The sequence below is a fragment of the Arthrobacter sp. 01T428 genome (assembly GCF_056398685.1).
Genome location: NZ_JBFTPW010000012.1, coordinates 21128 through 36614 on the forward strand (window position 1 = coordinate 21128; position 15487 = coordinate 36614).

Here is a 15487-nt window from a genome sequence, read left to right on the forward strand (position 1 = left end):
CGGCCCCCACCAAAGGTGGGAACCGCCGTCGGGCGCTTTTTTAGCCAGGTTGTGCTATTTGGACGTGCCTTGCGACACCGAACCCTGCAGCTGGCGCTGGAAGATGACGTAGACGATCAGGACCGGAACCACCGTGACGGTGACTGCTGCGAACAAGGCGCCGAAGTCCACCGCATAACCCATTTGGCCGGCGAAAGCGGCCAGTCCTTGGGACAGCACGCGTGGCCCGGCCGCGTTGATGGCCACCGGAATCAGGAACTGGTTCCACAAACCCAGGAAGTTGAAGATGGCCACGGAAGCGAGTCCCGGCTTGGCCATCGGCAGCATGACCTGGAAGAACGTCCGCCACTCGCCTGCTCCATCCAAGGCAGCCGCTTCCGTGATTTCGTGAGGGAGCGACTTGAAGAAGGAAAACAGGAAGAAGACCGTGAACGGCAGCGCGAAGCCGACGTACACCAAGGTCAAACCCGGGAGGGTGTTGAGGAGGCCGAGTCTCTTCATGACGAAGAACAAAGGCACCATGGCGAGGAAGATCGGGAACGTGAGCCCGGCCAGCATGAGGTAGTAGATCGCCTTGCTACCGAAGAAGACATAGCGCGCCAGGACGTAGGCGCACATGGCTCCGAGGACCATGACGATGACCAGGGCGCAGCCCACCACAATCACGGAGTTGAGGAAGTAGCTTCCGATGCCGGCCTCGGTCCAGGCCTTGACGTAGTTGTCGAAGCGCCACTGGGAGGGCAGGGCGAACGGCGAAGCGAAGATCTCGCTGGAGGTCTTGAAGGAGGACATGAAAGTCCACAACAAAGGCAGGATCACGATCAGCGACCAGATGGTCAGGGCAGTGTGCGAAACGGCGCCCACCACCTTGTCCCCTGGTGTCGTGGCCGGTTTGCGCGGGTTGAAGTGCAGCGACTTCATTTCCTGGCTGGCTATTTTGGTAGTCATCAGAGGGACACATCCTTGTCGCCACCAGTGAGCCTGTTGACCAGGAACACGAGGCCGGAGAAGATCAGGGTGGCTACGGCCAGCACAACGCCCATGGCGCTGGCCAGTCCGAACTGGCCCTTCGTGAAGGCGGTAAAGAAGAGCTGCTGCGACATCACCAGGGTGGAGTTGTCCGGACCACCGCCGGAGTTCAGGGCGGCCATGTAGACGAAGGCATCCAGCGCCAAAATGCCCATGTAAATGTACGCCGTCTGGATGTTGTCCCGGATCAGCGGGATGGTGATGGACACGGCAGTGCGGAAGCGCCCCGCGCCGTCAATCCGGGCCGCCTCGAACAGTTCGGCGGGGATACCTTTGATACCCGCCACGAAGAGCACCATGTAGAAGCCGATGAAGCCCCACACGATCACGAACATCGTGGCGATCATGGCGGTGTTCTTATCTCCAAGCCACGCGTAGGACTTGAATTGGTCCATGCCGAGGGAAGTGAGGATGCCGTTCAACAGACCCCCGGAAGGATCGTAGATCTGGCCCCACATGATGCCGATGGCGATCGCCGGAATCGTGTAGGGGAAGAAAGAGACAACCCGGTAGAAGCTGGAGTTGCGCAGGCCCTTGATCTGGCCCTTGCTGCTGCCGCCCACTGTCACCAAGGTTGCCAGCACCAGGCTGAGGATGATGGTGATGATGGGCAGGCAGATGACCAGCAGGATGTTGTTCCCCATGGCCTTCATGAAGATGTCATCCGTGAAGAGCTTCCGGTAATTCTCGAGTCCGATGAAGTTCTGGTCGGGCGAGAAACCGCTCCAGTCAGTCAGGGAGTAGCCGAACGCCTGGATGAAAGGCCAAATCACAAAGAGGAGGTAGATCGCCAGGGGCAGGCCCAGGAAGACCACGAAGAAACTGACCTTGTCGAACGTCAGGGGCTTGCGCCGCCTCTTGTAGACGGGTGGTGCGGTATCCGGAACGACGACGGCGGACGCGCCGCCGTCGACCCGGAGGGTTTTTGCTTTCACTGAAGTCACTTCACTTCAATCTTCTTGACCGAGCTGTCGTTACGGACCTTGTCGGTGATCTTCTGCAGGTCCGACGTCAGTGTGGCGACATCGGACTTTCCATCGAGGAACGTGTTCCACACAACCAGCTGGTCCTTGTTGGTGCCGTAAAGGTCAACGAAGTTCCAGGTGTAGATGTTGTCGCCCGCGTCGCTGAGCAGCTTCGTCTGGGAGACGAGTGCCGTGGAGCCGAAGCCATCGGAGGGAACGGTGTCCTTGACGATGGTGGGGGCCAGCTTGGTCTTGGCGAAGTTGGTCGCAGCGTCCTTGGAGAGCATGACGCGGAGCAATTCCTTGCCGCCGGGAACGTTCTTGCCCTGTGAAGGAACCACGAAGGGCTCGCCCGCTGCGCTGTGCAGTGCCGCGTACGGCAGTTTGGAGCTGGTGGTCACCGAGGGGACGGGCGCACCGGTCATCTTGAAGCCGGCCTTGGTCTGGTCCTTCATCTCGTTTTCGATCCACGAACCGGACGGGTAGAACACTGCTTCCTGGGCGTTGCTCCACTGTGCCTGTGCTGCCGTGAACTGCGTGCCCGAGCCACCTGGCTTGAAGTGGCCTGCCTTGACGATCTTTTCCAGGGCGGTGAAGACGCTCTGGAGCGCGGGGTGGGACCAGCAGTCTGCCTTCAGGTTTTCAAGGCCGAGGCGAACGTCGTGGCCACCCTCCTTGATAGCGGAGGCGATCGCCATTTCCTGGTAGTACGTGGCGGCTTCCTTGCCCCAGACGAACAGGTATTTGCCCTTGGCCTTGGCCTGCTCCCCGAGCGCGTACATCTCATCCCAGGTCTTTGGAACGGACCAGCCGTTGTCCTTGAGCAGGGCATCCGAGTACCACATCGCGTAGACGGTCAGGACGTAGTTCAAGGCCGCCAGCTTGCCCTCGAAGGTACCCGGGGCGAGCACTCCGCCGTAGAGGGTGTCCTTGATGACCTTGCCCTCAAGGTTCTTGGCGTTGACCACGCTGGTGAGGTCTTCAAGCTGGGCCAGGATGGTGCTGAAGCCGATTGCCTTGGCGCCCGAGTTGTCGATCAGGTCCGGCGGGTTGCCTCCGACGAATCGTGGCTGCAGTTCCTGTGCGATGTCCGTGGACGGGGAAATCTTGGCAGTGGAACCTGAATGTGCGCTTTCGAAGCCCTTGCCCGCGAAGTCGACATAGTCGATTCCGTACCCGCCCTTGAAGATCACTGCGTCAACGGTGGACTTGTCTGCCATGCCGAAGGGATTGGTGTCCGAGACGGTTCCCGTTGGACCAGTTGTTCCTCCGCCGCCACCCCCCGCGCAGGACGCCATCGAGCCGGCCAACGGCACAAGCACGGCCGCGGCAAGCGCGCCGCGGAGGAAACCGCGGCGTGCAAAAGACTGCTGCTGAACGTTCATCCTAAAACCCTCCAGAGACTCGTAGTACCTCACGCTGACGGCGCCTCGGCCGGCAGTCGATCGGTCAGGGCACCGCCGCTGCGACGCGCCCTTCGTGTGACATACTTCACCACGAGTGATTGAAAAGCAATATTTGAGGGCAGTTTCAATCAACTTTTGTCAAAATGTGATCTGACGATCCTGCCCTCCGTCGGGGTCGTTTGGGTGTTTTAGCCCCGTAAATTCAGGGATTTTGCGCACTGGGCGATAGCCTCGCGCGCCCATTGCTGCTGTTGCTCGGTTCCTACCCGCTCAGCCCATTGCTCGGCGAGCTGGAACTCCACCATCGCCTCGGTGCGGCGACCGTCGTCGTACATCGCCCAACCGAGGTTGTTGTGCAGGGAAACCATCCACCGTTTGGTGCGTGCATCCTCGACGGCGGACGCGTACTCAAGCGCGCTGCGCGTCCACGATTCCTGGTGTCCGGAGTCGGCGATGGCCAGCACGTGGAGTGCATCCACAGCGAGGAAATCTTCGCCCAGGAGGTCGCCCATCTCGGCGGCCTGCTCAAAGAGCGGAACGGCCATGGCAGGGTGGCCGGCGGAGCTGAGCAGGCGGCCGCGCTCCAGGAGGATCCGCACCGCAATGGTGGGCTCCTCTTCGGCGTCGATCCCGTCCAGGAGGGCGTCCGCCTCCTCGAAGCGGCCCTGCAGGCCGATCGCCCGGCCCAATTGGGTGGCGAGCTCGGCCCGTTCAAAGGGATCGTAGGCGGGATCGGCCATGGCTTCGCGGAATCGGGCTTCCGACAACGCGGGGTCCTCAAAATTCCACAGCTCATCGAGGGTCTTTTGTTCCAGCATCTGGCTCCTCCTGATTGCTTCGAGGCGATGGAAGGTGCGGTCCACTCACAATCTAGCCGAAGCGGCAGGCGGGGTCCGCGTGTCAGTCCTGGGCGAGCCGGGCCCAGCCCAGTTGCTCCTGCTGCTTGCGGCTCAACGAGGAAACCACCAGGTCATAGGAATCCTCCACCATGTCCCGGACCATGGAGTCAGGGAGCGCACCATCGAGGCGCACGCCGTTCCAGTGCGTCTTGTTCATGTGCCAGGCACCGGTGATTTCCGGATGGGCCGAGCGGAGTTGCACGGCCAAGGCGGGATCGCATTTGAGGCTTACTGCCAGGTTCTGGTCGTCCATGGCGGATGCGGCGAACATCTTGCCTTCCTGCTTGGATCCGCCGGATACGGCGGCCCGGACCTTGAAAACCGAGGTTTCCGGGCCGAACGGGAAGTCCTCATAGCTCCCGGGGAAGCCAAGGCAGATTTGGCGGAGTGTCGCAGCGTCCATGTAGCGAGACTAGCGGACCGATCGCCTCACGCAACGTCCAGGAAGTCCTCGAGGAGCACCACTTCCAGGCCAGCAGCCACTTGCGCCGAGCGGAAGGCCTCGAAGTCCGCCGCGAATTCGGGGCGGAAGTGCATCAGGACGATGTCGCCCGGCCGGAGGGAATTGCCGTACTGGTAGTCCATCCGCCCGGCATTGGCCTTGGCCTCCCACGTAACGATCGCCTTCAAGCCGGCGGCGGCCACGGCTTGCCGCATGGCGGTCGAATAGGTACCTCCAGGAGGCCTGAACAGGGTGGGCTTGCGGCCATACTGCTGGAGGGCGAAATCCTGCATGCCTGCGATGTCGTCAAGCTGCCGCTGGTAACCCCATTGTGTGGTCATATTGACGTTGTGGCTGACCGTGTGGTTTTCAACCAGGCTCCCCTGCGCCATGAATGCCTTGAAGAAGGCGGGGTTGTCGCGGACCGTGTTGCTCGTCAGGAAGAGCGTGGCCGGGTAGCCGTTCTCCGCGAGGAGCCGGACGCTTTCCGGGGACTTGACCAGTCCGTCGTCGATCGTGAGGAACACCACGGGATGTTTGGTGGGGATTTTGGTGATCACGGGAGCCAGTCCGCCTTGGATTGGCGGCAGCGTGAAGTCGGGGACGAAGGGGTTCCGGAGCCGCCCGGGACCCGCAGGGCTTGGCGTGGGACTCACCGCGGCGCTTGCGGACGACGACGGCGAGAGGCCCACCGTGCGGGGCGCCGCCGTCGGGCTTTCCGCGGACTGGTTTCCCGGGACCGCGCATGCCCCCAGTCCGGCCACGAGGGAAGCCCCGAGGAAACCGAGCGCGGTGCGCCGGCTGGCGGTGGAGGGGTGGTGGTCACACATGGGGATTCCCTGGTCTCGAAAGGGTGATTGCCTCCAAAACATACCAGCGGCCGGTTAACAGAAAACGACGGCTAAATGCCGCTCCGCCAGCCCATCTGGGCCGGGCAAGCGTTCATGACGACGTCCAGGCCCGCAGCTTTGGCCCGCTCCGCTGCATCCTCGTCAATGACTCCGAGCTGGAGCCACACAGCTTTCGCTCCCACGGCAATCGCTTCGTCCACCACCGCGCCGACGCGCGAGGAGTTCACAAAGCAATCGACGACGTCGATGGGCTGTTTCTCAAGCGGCACATCCGCAAGGAATTTGTACCCGGTTTCGCCGTGGACGTCCTCGCCTTTTTGGTTGATCGGGATGATCTCCATGCCCATGGTGTCGCGAACGTAGAGGGCTACTTCGAACGCGGAGCGCCACTCATTCGTGCTGAGTCCCACGATGGCCCAGCGGCCCTTTGTTCGCATCAGCCGGTCTATGACTGCCGGATCGTTGACATGTGTCATAGCTTCAGCCTACTAGCGGGACAGCAGTCCAAGGAGCCAACGCAGCGAGGGCCCGGCAGGCTTCAGGGACACGTCGTCCTGGGTGTTCTCGACTGCTTGCTGCACTCCGTTTTGGAGGTCCTTCGCCGTGGGGGCTGATGGGATGGCGGTTTTGGGCTGCGGAAGGATTCCCTGCGAATCGTTCTTAGGCTCGGTGTGGGCTGCCTTCGGGGCTTGCTCCTGCGTTGGCTGGCTTGCCGGAGCCCGACCGGCCGCCGGTGCTTCCGGCTCGTGCGCCGCCTCGCCAGTACCAGCTGGAGCAGTGACCACGGGATCCGCCGAGGGGCCCGCCACCGGGGGCGCCGGCGGCAGGTCAACGGGCGCCGGGTGCGTCGTAACCTTCGGGGAGTCCTGGGCGGGGGCCGGAGGTACCAGCGACGGCGGAGCTGTGGTCCAAGCGGGCGCCCAGCCGGAGATCAGCGTCTGCATGAATTCCGGCGTTCCCTTGCTGAATCCGCCGCTCGCGGCCGCAACGCCACCAACACCCAGGCCCATGGCGGTCAGGACCGCAGCACCAATAACGGCGGGGCGATGCTTGCGCAACTGACGCCGCTTGCCGAGCTCGTCGAGGGGAAGAGTCTCGCCCACAGCCGAGCCAGCCAACATCGCCGCGAGCGCGGGGCCGGGGACAGGCGCCGGCATGGAGGCAAACGATTCCAGTGCCTTCAACGAATCCGTGACTTCAGGGGCGTCCGTGAGGCCAGCCTCAAGCATGAGCTCGAGGATGACCGCGTCGCGGTCAATGTCCTTGCAATCCCAACGCATCATGGTGCCACGTATTCCTTTACTACCGAGTGCTCGCGGAGTGAATTCAACGCCCGGCGCTGCAGTTGTTTGACTGCGCCTTGGCTTTTCCCCATGATTTCGGCTGCTTGGTCAACGGTCAGACCGGCAACAATACGAAGGGTCAGGACTTCCCGCTGATCTTCCCCAAGGAGGTCCAGCAGCGCCATGACTTCCCCGGGCGCCACGCGGTTCATCGCTTCGGCTTCTGCCGAATTCGACTGGCGCGTGTCACGTTCAGGTTCAAACTCGTGGTGCTCAGGTGCCCTGCTTTGCCGACGATGGTCATCCACCATCCGGGCATGGGCCACCGAGAACACGAACGTCCGCAGACCGCTGACGCCGCCCGTGATCGTCTCGACGCGAGGCAGGACGGCAAGAAAAACGTCTTGTGTGACAGCTTCGGGATCCGAGACACCTTTCGCCGTCAGGTAGCCGAGCACCTGGCCCGCAAAGGCCTGGTAGACGGCGCTGAACAGTTCAGCTTCGCGGCCGCGAAGGGCCAGCAATGCTGCATCGGTCAAGGCGTCGGTCACTGAAGCGTGGCTTTCGTTGGGGAGCGAATGTCCGGATCCATGCGAGATCCTCGGTGCCGCCCAAACGCGGCAGGGCCTGGCAACCTCACCTAGCTTAACCGCTGCTCCCGCTATGCCCAAGGACCAGCCTTCGGTTCCGGGGACCTGCCTCTCCCGGACTTTTTGCACATCCACGAAACCCCTTCAGACATGAAAAGGGCCGAGCTGAAACATGATGGGGGACAAATTTCAGCTCGGCCTTTCAAAGAGGTAATCGTCGGGGCACCCCAAAGGGTTACGCGGATTCCAAAAGTTTTTTCCGACGGCGTTTTGTGTGCCTTTTGGCGCGGAACGCACGACGGCGGGCCACCCCTGAAAGGGCGACCCGCCGACGTCGTGATTTAGCTGTGGTGACTAGTCCTCGATGAGGTCGTGCACCACGATCGTCTGGTCCCGGTCCGGGCCGACGCCGATCGCGGAGAAGCGCGTGCCGGAGAGCTTCTCGAGGGCCAGCACGTACCGGCGGGCGTTCTCGGGGAGGTCTTCGAGCGTCTTGGCGCCGGTGATGTCCTCGGTCCAGCCGTCGAAGTACTCGAAGATCGGCACTGCGTGGTGGAATTCGGTCTGGGTCATGGGCATTTCGTCGTGGCGGACGCCGTCGACGTCGTAGGCCACGCAGACCGGGATCTGCTCGATGCCGGTCAGGACGTCCAGCTTGGTGACGAAGTAGTCCGTGAAGCCGTTGACGCGGGATGCGTGGCGGGCCAGGACGGCGTCGTACCAGCCGCAGCGGCGCGGGCGGCCGGTGTTGACGCCGAACTCGCCGCCTGTTTTCTGCAGGTACATGCCCATCTCGTCGAAGAGCTCCGTGGGGAACGGGCCGGCGCCGACGCGCGTGGTGTAGGCCTTGATGATGCCGATGGACCGCGAGATCCGGGTGGGTCCGATGCCCGAGCCAACGGACGCGCCGCCGGCGGTCGGGTTGGACGACGTCACGAACGGGTAAGTGCCGTGGTCGACGTCCAGGAACGTGGCCTGGCCGCCCTCCATGAGGACCACCTTGCCCTCATCCAGTGCGTTGTTGAGGACCAGCGTGCTGTCAATGACCAGCGGCCGCAGGCGCTCGGCGTAGGACAGGAAGTACTCCACGATCTCGTCCACCACCACATTGCGGCGGTTGTAGACCTTGACCAGGAGCTCGTTCTTTTGGCGCAGCGAGCCTTCCACCTTCTGGCGGAGGATCGATTCGTCGAAGACATCCTGCACGCGGATACCCAGGCGGGCCACCTTGTCCATGTAGGCCGGGCCAATGCCCCGGCCTGTGGTGCCGATGGCGCGGCTGCCGAGGAAGCGCTCCGTGACCTTGTCCAACACCTGGTGGTACGGCGCCACGAGGTGGGCATTCGCGGAGACACGCAATCGGGAGGTGTCTGCGCCGCGGGCTTCCAGGCCATCGATCTCCTGGAACAGCGCTTCAAGGTTCACCACGCAGCCGTTGCCGATGATCGGAATCGCGTTGGGGCTCAGAATGCCGGCAGGAAGGAGCTTGAGCTCATACTTCTCACCGCCCACCACAACGGTGTGCCCGGCGTTGTTGCCGCCGTTGGGCTTGACCACGTAGTGAACGCGGCCACCGAGCAGGTCGGTTGCTTTGCCTTTGCCTTCGTCGCCCCATTGGGCTCCGACGATCACGATAGCTGGCATGGGATCCTCCCCCATTCTTTCGGGCCGGTCCTGGCGGGATCACCAAGGCTCAGCGCCGTACATGAGAACGCCCCGAATCTTTCGGTCCTGCCCGCAGACTTTCGCAAAAGTTCATCGGCGGGATCAGCAAGAGTTCCGGGGCTCTTACCAGCCAAGTTTAGCCGATGCGGCTCTTGGACCTGTTGTCACACGGTCGGAAGGCGACATGAAAACAGGGAGGGCGCCCTCGAAGTTCCCCGTGAGCAGAATGTGAACTCTTCCCAAACAGTCCGCTTCGAGCCTCCAAAACGGCCCTCGGGCCCCAGGCGAGCGGCTACATTCTTTGTGAATCCTCACCCCCAGCGGGCACTTCCGTGAATCTGAAGGGAAATCGATGAATTTTCGCAACAAGCGGCTCTTGTCAACGGCAGGAGTGAGCGCACTCGCAGCATCCACGATCGCTGCCGGCATGATCGGGTTCGGCCTGACGCCGGCCTCGGCCAATAACGACCACAAGGACACCGCGACGCCTATCAAGCACGTCGTCGTAATTTTCGGCGAGAACGTCTCCTTCGACCACTACTTCGCGACGTATCCGCAGGCAGCCAACACGGCCGGCGAAACCCAGCAAGGCAGCGGCGCAGCGGCTCCCGCGTTCACGGCGGCCAAGAACACGCCGAAGAACATCGCCACCCTCGCCAACGACAAGCTCTTGGCACCTAACAATCCCAACTCGGTCCAACCACAGCGGCTGACTCCGGGCCAGGCAATCACGTGCGACCAGGACCACGAATACACCGCGGAGCAGAAGGCCTACAACGGTGGCTTGATGAACAAGTTCGTCGAGAACACGAGTATGGACACCTGTTCGGGTGGCCAGTTCGGGCGTCCCGGGCTCACCATGGACTACTACGACGGCAACACCGTCACCGGGATCTGGAACTACGCCCAGAACTTCGCCATGAGCGACTCACACTTCAGCACCGTTTTCGGCCCGTCCAGCCCCGGCGCGCTCAACCTCGTGTCCGGCCAGACCCACGGCGTCACCGAATTCACCGCCGCCGGACAGCCCGTCAAACCGGCAAGCAGCGACTACACGGTCAAGTTCCCTGACGCGAACGGCGTCGGCACCATGACGGAAGACCCGGATCCGGTCTACGACGACTGCTCCAACAAGAGCCACGCAAGCAAGAACAACCTCGCCGGCATGCAGGGCAAGAACATCGGCGACCTGCTCAACGACAAGGGCGTCAGCTGGGGCTGGTTCCAGGGCGGCTTCGCCCCGACGACGCCGGCCACGGACACCACGCCGGCAGCCTGCATGACCACCCACACCAACATCGCGGGTGCCACGGTGACTGACTACAACCCGCACCACCAGCCGTTCCAGTACTACAAGTCAACGTCCAACCCCCACCACCTTGCTCCGGCCAGCGTGGACGAAATCGGACACAACGGCCAGGCCAACCACCAGTACGACACCACGGACTTCGCGAAGGTGGTCAACTCGGACAACATGCCTGCAGTCTCCTTCCTGAAGGCGGGTAACTACCAGGACGGCCACGCCGGATACTCCGATCCCCTGGACGAGCAGAAGTTCATCACGCAGCAGGTGAACGCCATCCAGAACTCGAAGAACTGGGAAAACACCGCAATCGTCCTCGCCTACGATGACTCCGATGGCTGGTACGACCACGTCGCGGCTGGCGTGAAGAACTCCTCCAACACCACTGACGACGCCGCATGGTGCCTCAACGCGTACAACAAGGGTGTCCCGATGGCCGGAGGCTATGCGGACCGTTGCGGCCCCGGCCCCCGCCAGCCGCTCGTGGTGATCTCGCCCTTCGCGAAGAAGAACTTCGTGGACCACACCCAGACGGACCAGTCATCCATCCTTCGCTTCATCGAGGACAACTGGCACACCGGCCAGATCGGCGACTCCTCGGCGGACGCCAAGGCCGGCTCCATCAACGCGATGTTCAACTTTGACAACGCGCGGGACGTGAAGCTTATCCTCAACGAATCGAACGGCACCGTGGTCTCCCGGACCAAGGAAAGCGACGACCAGAACGAGAACAAGCAGTAGCAAGGTACTTCCGAAACGGCACCGTCCCGAATGCATCGGGATGGTGCCGTTTCCGTTAACGTACGGCCTAGCGCACGGCCCGGTCCATGCCCGGAAGCCGGCTCCCGCCGTCGAGAGTCCCACCACAGAAGTCCCGATTCACCCCACAGCTCACCGCCGTTCCGGTAGAGTTAACCAGCCCCCAACACTGCACCCAATCTGACCGGTCGCGGCAAACCGCTCCCGGCCGGATAAGTGCGCCTCGCTACACGTAGGAGACCCAAGCCCATATGCAAGACCTGGCGACTGAAACACGCGAAGAGCAGCTCTGGAACCGACGTTTCGAACCCCACATCGCCGAGGTCACGGGGCTTTGCGATTCCCTCAAAGAACAGAAGCCGGGCAGCGAAGTCCTCTACGTGGACCCCGTCCACAGCGTTGACGAGTGCCGCATCATCAGCCTTTTCTCCAACACCCGCACCACGGAGGGCTCGGGCTTCATCGTCCCGGGTGACGCGGATGCCACCACCCGCATGGTGGGCATGCAGTGGCAGTTGGGCCTTCGTCCCGAACTCATGATGCCGTGGAACGTCTACCCGTGGATCGAGCCCGACGGCGAACCGGGCAAGCTGACTCCTGCCAACATCACCGAAGGCCTCAAACCGCTCCTGCGCCTGCTGGCGATCGTGCCGCGCACGTCCGTGCTGGTAGCCCACGGCAATGAAGCCCATCGATTGGCAGACCAGCTGATGAAGGCTGCTCCGCAGAGCATCCACCGCCGCGGCTTCAAGACATTCAAGGTCCGCTCGCTCGGTGGGCGTTCCTTCGCCGGCTCCCCCACGCGCCAGCAGGAGTACCTGGACCTCATTCATGGCGCCTACGCCGAGGCCATGGCCCGGACCGGCCTCACCCCGGTCTCCTAGGACCCGCCCGACCCAACTGACTCGCATTTGTTGTCGTTATGACGCCTCATAACGACATTAACTGCGAGTTAGTTGGGTGGGGAAAGCGCGACGGCGGCCGCCCACCTGAGTGGGAGGCCGCCGTCGGCGTTTAATTCACTTGTCCTAGCCTTCGATCGCTGCCTTCGCGGCGGGATCGGAGTCGTTCAGGAATTTCTCGATCCGCTCCGGTTCCTCAGCCTCGCCGATGGCAGCCGACGCCCGGCCGAGGGAGTACAGGGCGCGCAGGAATCCCCTGTTAGGCTCGTGCTCCCACGGGATGGGCCCGACGCCGCGCCAACCGTTGCGCCGCAGCGAATCCAGTCCGCGGTGGTAACCCACGCGGGAATACGCATAGGAATCGATGGTCCGGCCGTCAGCCCAGGCTTCTTCGGCCAGGATCGCCCACAGCAACGAAGACGTGGGGTACTTGGCCACGAGGTCCAGGGCCTCCTGCCCCAAGGCAAGGTGCTGGTACACCTCGGTCTCGGCAGGGAGAAGCGTCGGCTCCGGGCCCATCAGGTTCTTGCGGAATTCGTCGGACATTAGAAGGTCTTGCCTACCGAACCGAGCTGCTTTGCGGCTTCCACGATGCGGGCAGCCATGCCGGCTTCGGCGGAGGCTCCCCAGACGCGGGGGTCATAGGTCTTCTTGTTGCCCATTTCGCCGTCGACCTTCAGGACGCCGTCGTAGTTCGAGAACATGTGTCCGGCAACCGGGCGGGTGAACGCGTACTGGGTGTCGGTGTCGATGTTCATCTTGATGACGCCGTAGGAAACAGCGTCAGCGATTTCCTGCTCGGTGGAGCCGGAGCCGCCGTGGAAGACGAGGTCGAACGGGTTGGTCTTGCCGATCTTGGCACCGACCTCGGCCTGGATCTGCTTGAGCAGTTCGGGGCGGAGCTTGACGTTGCCCGGCTTGTACACGCCGTGCACGTTGCCGAAGGTCAGGGCGGTCAGGTAGCGGCCGTTCTCGCCGGCGCCGAGTGCCTCGATGGTGGCGAGGGCGTCTTCGGTGGTGGTGTAGAGCTTCTCGTTGATCTCGTTCTCGACGCCGTCTTCCTCGCCGCCGACCGTGCCGATTTCAACCTCGAGGATGATCTTGGCCGCAGCTGCGCGTTCCAGGAGTTCGCGGCCGATCCGCAGGTTCTCGGACAGGGTCTCGTGCGAACCGTCCCACATGTGCGAGTTGAAGATCGGGTCCTTGCCGGCCTTGACGGCTTCCTCGGAAGCGGCCAGCAGCGGCAGGACGAAATCAGCCAGCTTGTCCTGCGGGCAGTGGTCCGTGTGGAGGGCGATGTTCACGTTGTAGTTCTTGGCGACTTCGCGGGCGAAAGCCGCGAAACCCAAGGAGCCGGCAACCATGTCCTTGACGGAGGCGCCGGACCAGTAGGCAGCACCACCGGTGGAGACCTGGATGATGCCGTCCGATTCGGCCTCGGCAAAGCCGCGGATGGCGGCGTTCAGGGTCTGCGACGAGGTCACGTTCACTGCCGGGAACGCGTATCCACCGGCCTTCGCGCGGTCGATCATCTCGGAGTAAATCTCTGGGGTTGCGATGGGCATGCTGACTCCTATGCTGATTTTCGTCTGTGGGTTTTGTTGACCCTGGAGTAGACCTATACGGCTAGGCACCATCCTAGCGACTGAAGAATCCGACACCGTGTTTCCGGTCACGGAGACGGGTAACACTTGCGGACCTTTTGCCGCCGGGTCCTCTCAGGACGGGCTGACTCAAGACACGCGCTGGCCGAAGTTGTGCCGGCGGATCCACGCGTGCATCGCGATGGCCGCGGCCGACGCCGCGTTCATGGACCGCGTGGAACCATACTGCTCAATCGACAAAGTGGCGACGGCGGCGTCGTGCACCTCGGGAGTCAGGCCGGGGCCCTCCTGCCCGAACACAAGGACGCAGTTGCGCGGAAGTTCGTAGGTTTCCAGCGGCACGGAATCGGGGAAGATGTCGATGCCGATGATGGCCAGCCCCTCCCCCTGCGCCCACTCCACGAAATCCTCCACGGTGGGGTGGTGGCGGACGTGCTGGTAGCGGTCGGTGACCATGGCGCCGCGACGGTTCCACCGGCGTCGTCCGATGATGTGGACCTCCTTGGCGAGGAACGCGTTGGCCGTACGCACTACGGTGCCGATGTTCAGGTCGTGCTGCCAGTTCTCAATGGCAATGTGGAAATCGTGCCGGTGGGCGTCCAGGTCCGCGACGATCGCCTCGTGCTTCCAGTACCGGTACTTGTCCACGACATTGCGGCGGTCGCCGTCCGCCAGGAGGTCCGGGTCCCACTGCTCGCCTTCCGGCCAGTCGCCTTCCCAGGGCCCGACGCCGACCTCCGGTTTCGCTTCGGACTCCCCTTCGCTAGAGGAGACGAACGACGGGTCGGTGGGGGCAGGGTTCTGGGGCCGGTCAGTCACTCCTCAACCCTAGCCCGGCCAGTGCCGCATGCGGCGCCGATACCCGGCCCCGTAACGCAGGACACCCGGGTGTCTCGGAGACCGAAAGATGAAAGACTTGGGACGAGAAGCAGCCACTACGCGGAGGAAAAGCATGGAGAACGCAACCGAGGCCCCCAAGAGCTCAGCCCTTTACCGCAACGGACACGAAATCGAATGCTGGCTCACGGACATGGACGGTGTCCTTGTCCACGAAAACCAAGCGGTTCCCGGAGCGGCTGAACTGATCCAGCGCTGGGTGGACACCTCCAAGCGATTCCTCGTCCTCACGAACAACTCCATCTTCACGCCGCGGGACTTGGCAGCCCGGTTGAGCTCCTCAGGCCTGGAAATCCCGGAAGAGAACATCTGGACATCGGCCCTGGCCACGGCCCAGTTCCTCAAGGACCAGGTGCAGGGCTCCGAGTCCGGGAACCGCGCCTACACCATCGGTGAGGCAGGGCTCACGACGGCGCTGCACGAGGCCGGCTTCATCCTCACCGACCAGAACCCGGACTTCGTGGTGCTCGGCGAAACCCGCACCTACTCCTTCGAAGCGATCACCATGGCCATCCGGCTGATCCTCGCGGGGGCGCGTTTCATCGCCACCAACCCGGATGCCACCGGTCCCTCGAAGGACGGGCCGATGCCCGCCACCGGCGCCATCGCCGCGCTCATCTCCAAGGCGACCGGCCGCGAGCCCTACATTGTGGGCAAGCCGAACCCCATGATGTTCCGTTCCGCGATGAACCAGATCGACGCGCACTCCGAGACCACGGCAATGATCGGTGACCGCATGGACACCGACATCATCGCGGGCATGGAAGCCGGGCTGCACACGGTCCTGGTGCTCAGCGGCATCACCCAGCGGGAGGACATCGCGGCCTTCCCGTTCCGGCCGAACCAGGTCCTGAACTCGGTAGCGGACCTCAAAAACCAGATCTAAGAAGAA

16 protein-coding genes are annotated in these 15487 nt (G+C 62.9%); 3 read left to right on the forward strand and 13 right to left on the reverse strand.

Going from position 1 to position 15487, the window contains the following annotated elements:
* Window positions 1-54: 54 nt before the first annotated feature.
* From AC1DJB_RS14315 to AC1DJB_RS14360, 10 genes are all read right to left on the reverse strand, one after another.
* Window positions 55-948: a carbohydrate ABC transporter permease gene (locus tag AC1DJB_RS14315; protein ID WP_059388511.1), complete on the reverse strand. Its 894-nt coding sequence runs from the start codon at window positions 946-948 to the stop codon at window positions 55-57.
* Window positions 948-1973 carry a carbohydrate ABC transporter permease gene (locus AC1DJB_RS14320; protein ID WP_172465567.1) on the reverse strand — a complete coding sequence of 342 codons (1026 nt, stop codon included), beginning with the start codon at window positions 1971-1973 and terminating at the stop codon, window positions 948-950. Before AC1DJB_RS14320 ends, AC1DJB_RS14315 begins: the two co-directional genes overlap by 1 nt.
* A complete protein-coding gene (ngcE, locus tag AC1DJB_RS14325; protein ID WP_307052874.1) occupies window positions 1970-3379 on the reverse strand; it encodes an N-acetylglucosamine/diacetylchitobiose ABC transporter substrate-binding protein in 1410 nt (469 codons plus the stop codon). The genes AC1DJB_RS14320 and ngcE overlap by 4 nt, the downstream gene beginning before the upstream one ends.
* 209 nt (window positions 3380-3588) lie before the next feature.
* Window positions 3589-4218, reverse strand: a complete 630-nt coding sequence (locus tag AC1DJB_RS14330; protein WP_441433187.1) for a hypothetical protein — start codon at window positions 4216-4218, stop codon at window positions 3589-3591.
* Between the two features lie 82 nt (window positions 4219-4300).
* The gene (locus AC1DJB_RS14335) at window positions 4301-4702 is read right to left on the reverse strand and encodes an MmcQ/YjbR family DNA-binding protein (RefSeq protein WP_441433186.1); all 402 of its coding nucleotides are present in this window, start codon (window positions 4700-4702) and stop codon (window positions 4301-4303) included.
* 26 nt (window positions 4703-4728) lie between these two features.
* A complete protein-coding gene (locus AC1DJB_RS14340) occupies window positions 4729-5571 on the reverse strand; it encodes a polysaccharide deacetylase family protein (RefSeq protein WP_306964136.1) in 843 nt (280 codons plus the stop codon).
* Window positions 5572-5642: 71 nt separating this feature from the next.
* On the reverse strand, window positions 5643-6068 hold the full coding sequence (locus AC1DJB_RS14345; RefSeq protein WP_059388508.1) for a CoA-binding protein: 426 nt from the start codon (window positions 6066-6068) through the stop codon (window positions 5643-5645).
* Between the two features lie 12 nt (window positions 6069-6080).
* Window positions 6081-6875 carry a hypothetical protein gene (locus tag AC1DJB_RS14350; protein ID WP_441433185.1) on the reverse strand — a complete coding sequence of 265 codons (795 nt, stop codon included), beginning with the start codon at window positions 6873-6875 and terminating at the stop codon, window positions 6081-6083.
* Window positions 6872-7426, reverse strand: coding sequence for an RNA polymerase sigma factor (locus tag AC1DJB_RS14355; protein ID WP_059388507.1), 555 nt, complete (start codon window positions 7424-7426; stop codon window positions 6872-6874). The genes AC1DJB_RS14350 and AC1DJB_RS14355 overlap by 4 nt, the downstream gene beginning before the upstream one ends.
* A 393-nt stretch (window positions 7427-7819) precedes the next feature.
* Window positions 7820-9109, reverse strand: a complete 1290-nt coding sequence (locus tag AC1DJB_RS14360) for an adenylosuccinate synthase (RefSeq protein WP_441433184.1) — start codon at window positions 9107-9109, stop codon at window positions 7820-7822.
* A 373-nt stretch (window positions 9110-9482) separates the two neighbouring features.
* Here AC1DJB_RS14360 and AC1DJB_RS14365 point away from each other — a divergent pair, with 373 nt between their 5' ends.
* Window positions 9483-11174: a phospholipase C gene (locus AC1DJB_RS14365; protein ID WP_059388505.1), complete on the forward strand. Its 1692-nt coding sequence runs from the start codon at window positions 9483-9485 to the stop codon at window positions 11172-11174.
* A gap of 269 nt (window positions 11175-11443) precedes the next feature.
* On the forward strand, window positions 11444-12076 hold the full coding sequence (locus AC1DJB_RS14370) for a uracil-DNA glycosylase family protein (RefSeq protein WP_059388504.1): 633 nt from the start codon (window positions 11444-11446) through the stop codon (window positions 12074-12076).
* 144 nt (window positions 12077-12220) lie between these two features.
* Here the strand turns inward: AC1DJB_RS14370 and AC1DJB_RS14375 are convergent, their stop codons facing one another.
* The 3 genes from AC1DJB_RS14375 to AC1DJB_RS14385 all read right to left on the reverse strand — a co-directional run bounded on the left by AC1DJB_RS14375 (window position 12221) and on the right by AC1DJB_RS14385 (window position 14517).
* The gene (locus AC1DJB_RS14375) at window positions 12221-12640 is read right to left on the reverse strand and encodes a DUF3151 domain-containing protein (RefSeq protein WP_059388503.1); all 420 of its coding nucleotides are present in this window, start codon (window positions 12638-12640) and stop codon (window positions 12221-12223) included.
* On the reverse strand, window positions 12640-13731 hold the full coding sequence (fbaA, locus tag AC1DJB_RS14380) for a class II fructose-bisphosphate aldolase (protein ID WP_268819367.1): 1092 nt from the start codon (window positions 13729-13731) through the stop codon (window positions 12640-12642). Before fbaA ends, AC1DJB_RS14375 begins: the two co-directional genes overlap by 1 nt.
* A gap of 96 nt (window positions 13732-13827) precedes the next feature.
* Window positions 13828-14517 (reverse strand): TrmH family RNA methyltransferase, encoded by a 690-nt coding sequence (locus AC1DJB_RS14385; protein WP_441433183.1) that lies wholly within the window; start codon window positions 14515-14517, stop codon window positions 13828-13830.
* A gap of 133 nt (window positions 14518-14650) precedes the next feature.
* Between AC1DJB_RS14385 and AC1DJB_RS14390 the strand changes: the two genes are divergently transcribed.
* Entirely contained in the window at window positions 14651-15481 is an 831-nt protein-coding gene (locus AC1DJB_RS14390) for an HAD-IIA family hydrolase (protein WP_113990628.1), read from the forward strand.
* The last annotated feature ends 6 nt before the right edge of the window (window positions 15482-15487 follow it).

Coding starts and splice junctions, on each gene's coding strand:
- AC1DJB_RS14315 (WP_059388511.1), bottom strand. CDS start 948: ATGACTACCAAAATAGCCAGCCAGGAAATGAAGTCGCTGCACTTCAAC.
- ngcE (WP_307052874.1), bottom strand. CDS start 3,379: ATGAACGTTCAGCAGCAGTCTTTTGCACGCCGCGGTTTCCTCCGCGGC.
- AC1DJB_RS14330 (WP_441433187.1), bottom strand. CDS start 4,218: ATGCTGGAACAAAAGACCCTCGATGAGCTGTGGAATTTTGAGGACCCC.
- AC1DJB_RS14335 (WP_441433186.1), bottom strand. CDS start 4,702: ATGGACGCTGCGACACTCCGCCAAATCTGCCTTGGCTTCCCCGGGAGC.
- AC1DJB_RS14340 (WP_306964136.1), bottom strand. CDS start 5,571: ATGTGTGACCACCACCCCTCCACCGCCAGCCGGCGCACCGCGCTCGGT.
- AC1DJB_RS14345 (WP_059388508.1), bottom strand. CDS start 6,068: ATGACACATGTCAACGATCCGGCAGTCATAGACCGGCTGATGCGAACA.
- AC1DJB_RS14350 (WP_441433185.1), bottom strand. CDS start 6,875: ATGATGCGTTGGGATTGCAAGGACATTGACCGCGACGCGGTCATCCTC.
- AC1DJB_RS14360 (WP_441433184.1), bottom strand. CDS start 9,109: ATGCCAGCTATCGTGATCGTCGGAGCCCAATGGGGCGACGAAGGCAAA.
- AC1DJB_RS14365 (WP_059388505.1), top strand. CDS start 9,483: ATGAATTTTCGCAACAAGCGGCTCTTGTCAACGGCAGGAGTGAGCGCA.
- AC1DJB_RS14370 (WP_059388504.1), top strand. CDS start 11,444: ATGCAAGACCTGGCGACTGAAACACGCGAAGAGCAGCTCTGGAACCGA.
- AC1DJB_RS14375 (WP_059388503.1), bottom strand. CDS start 12,640: ATGTCCGACGAATTCCGCAAGAACCTGATGGGCCCGGAGCCGACGCTT.
- fbaA (WP_268819367.1), bottom strand. CDS start 13,731: ATGGTGCCTAGCCGTATAGGTCTACTCCAGGGTCAACAAAACCCACAG.
- AC1DJB_RS14390 (WP_113990628.1), top strand. CDS start 14,651: ATGGAGAACGCAACCGAGGCCCCCAAGAGCTCAGCCCTTTACCGCAAC.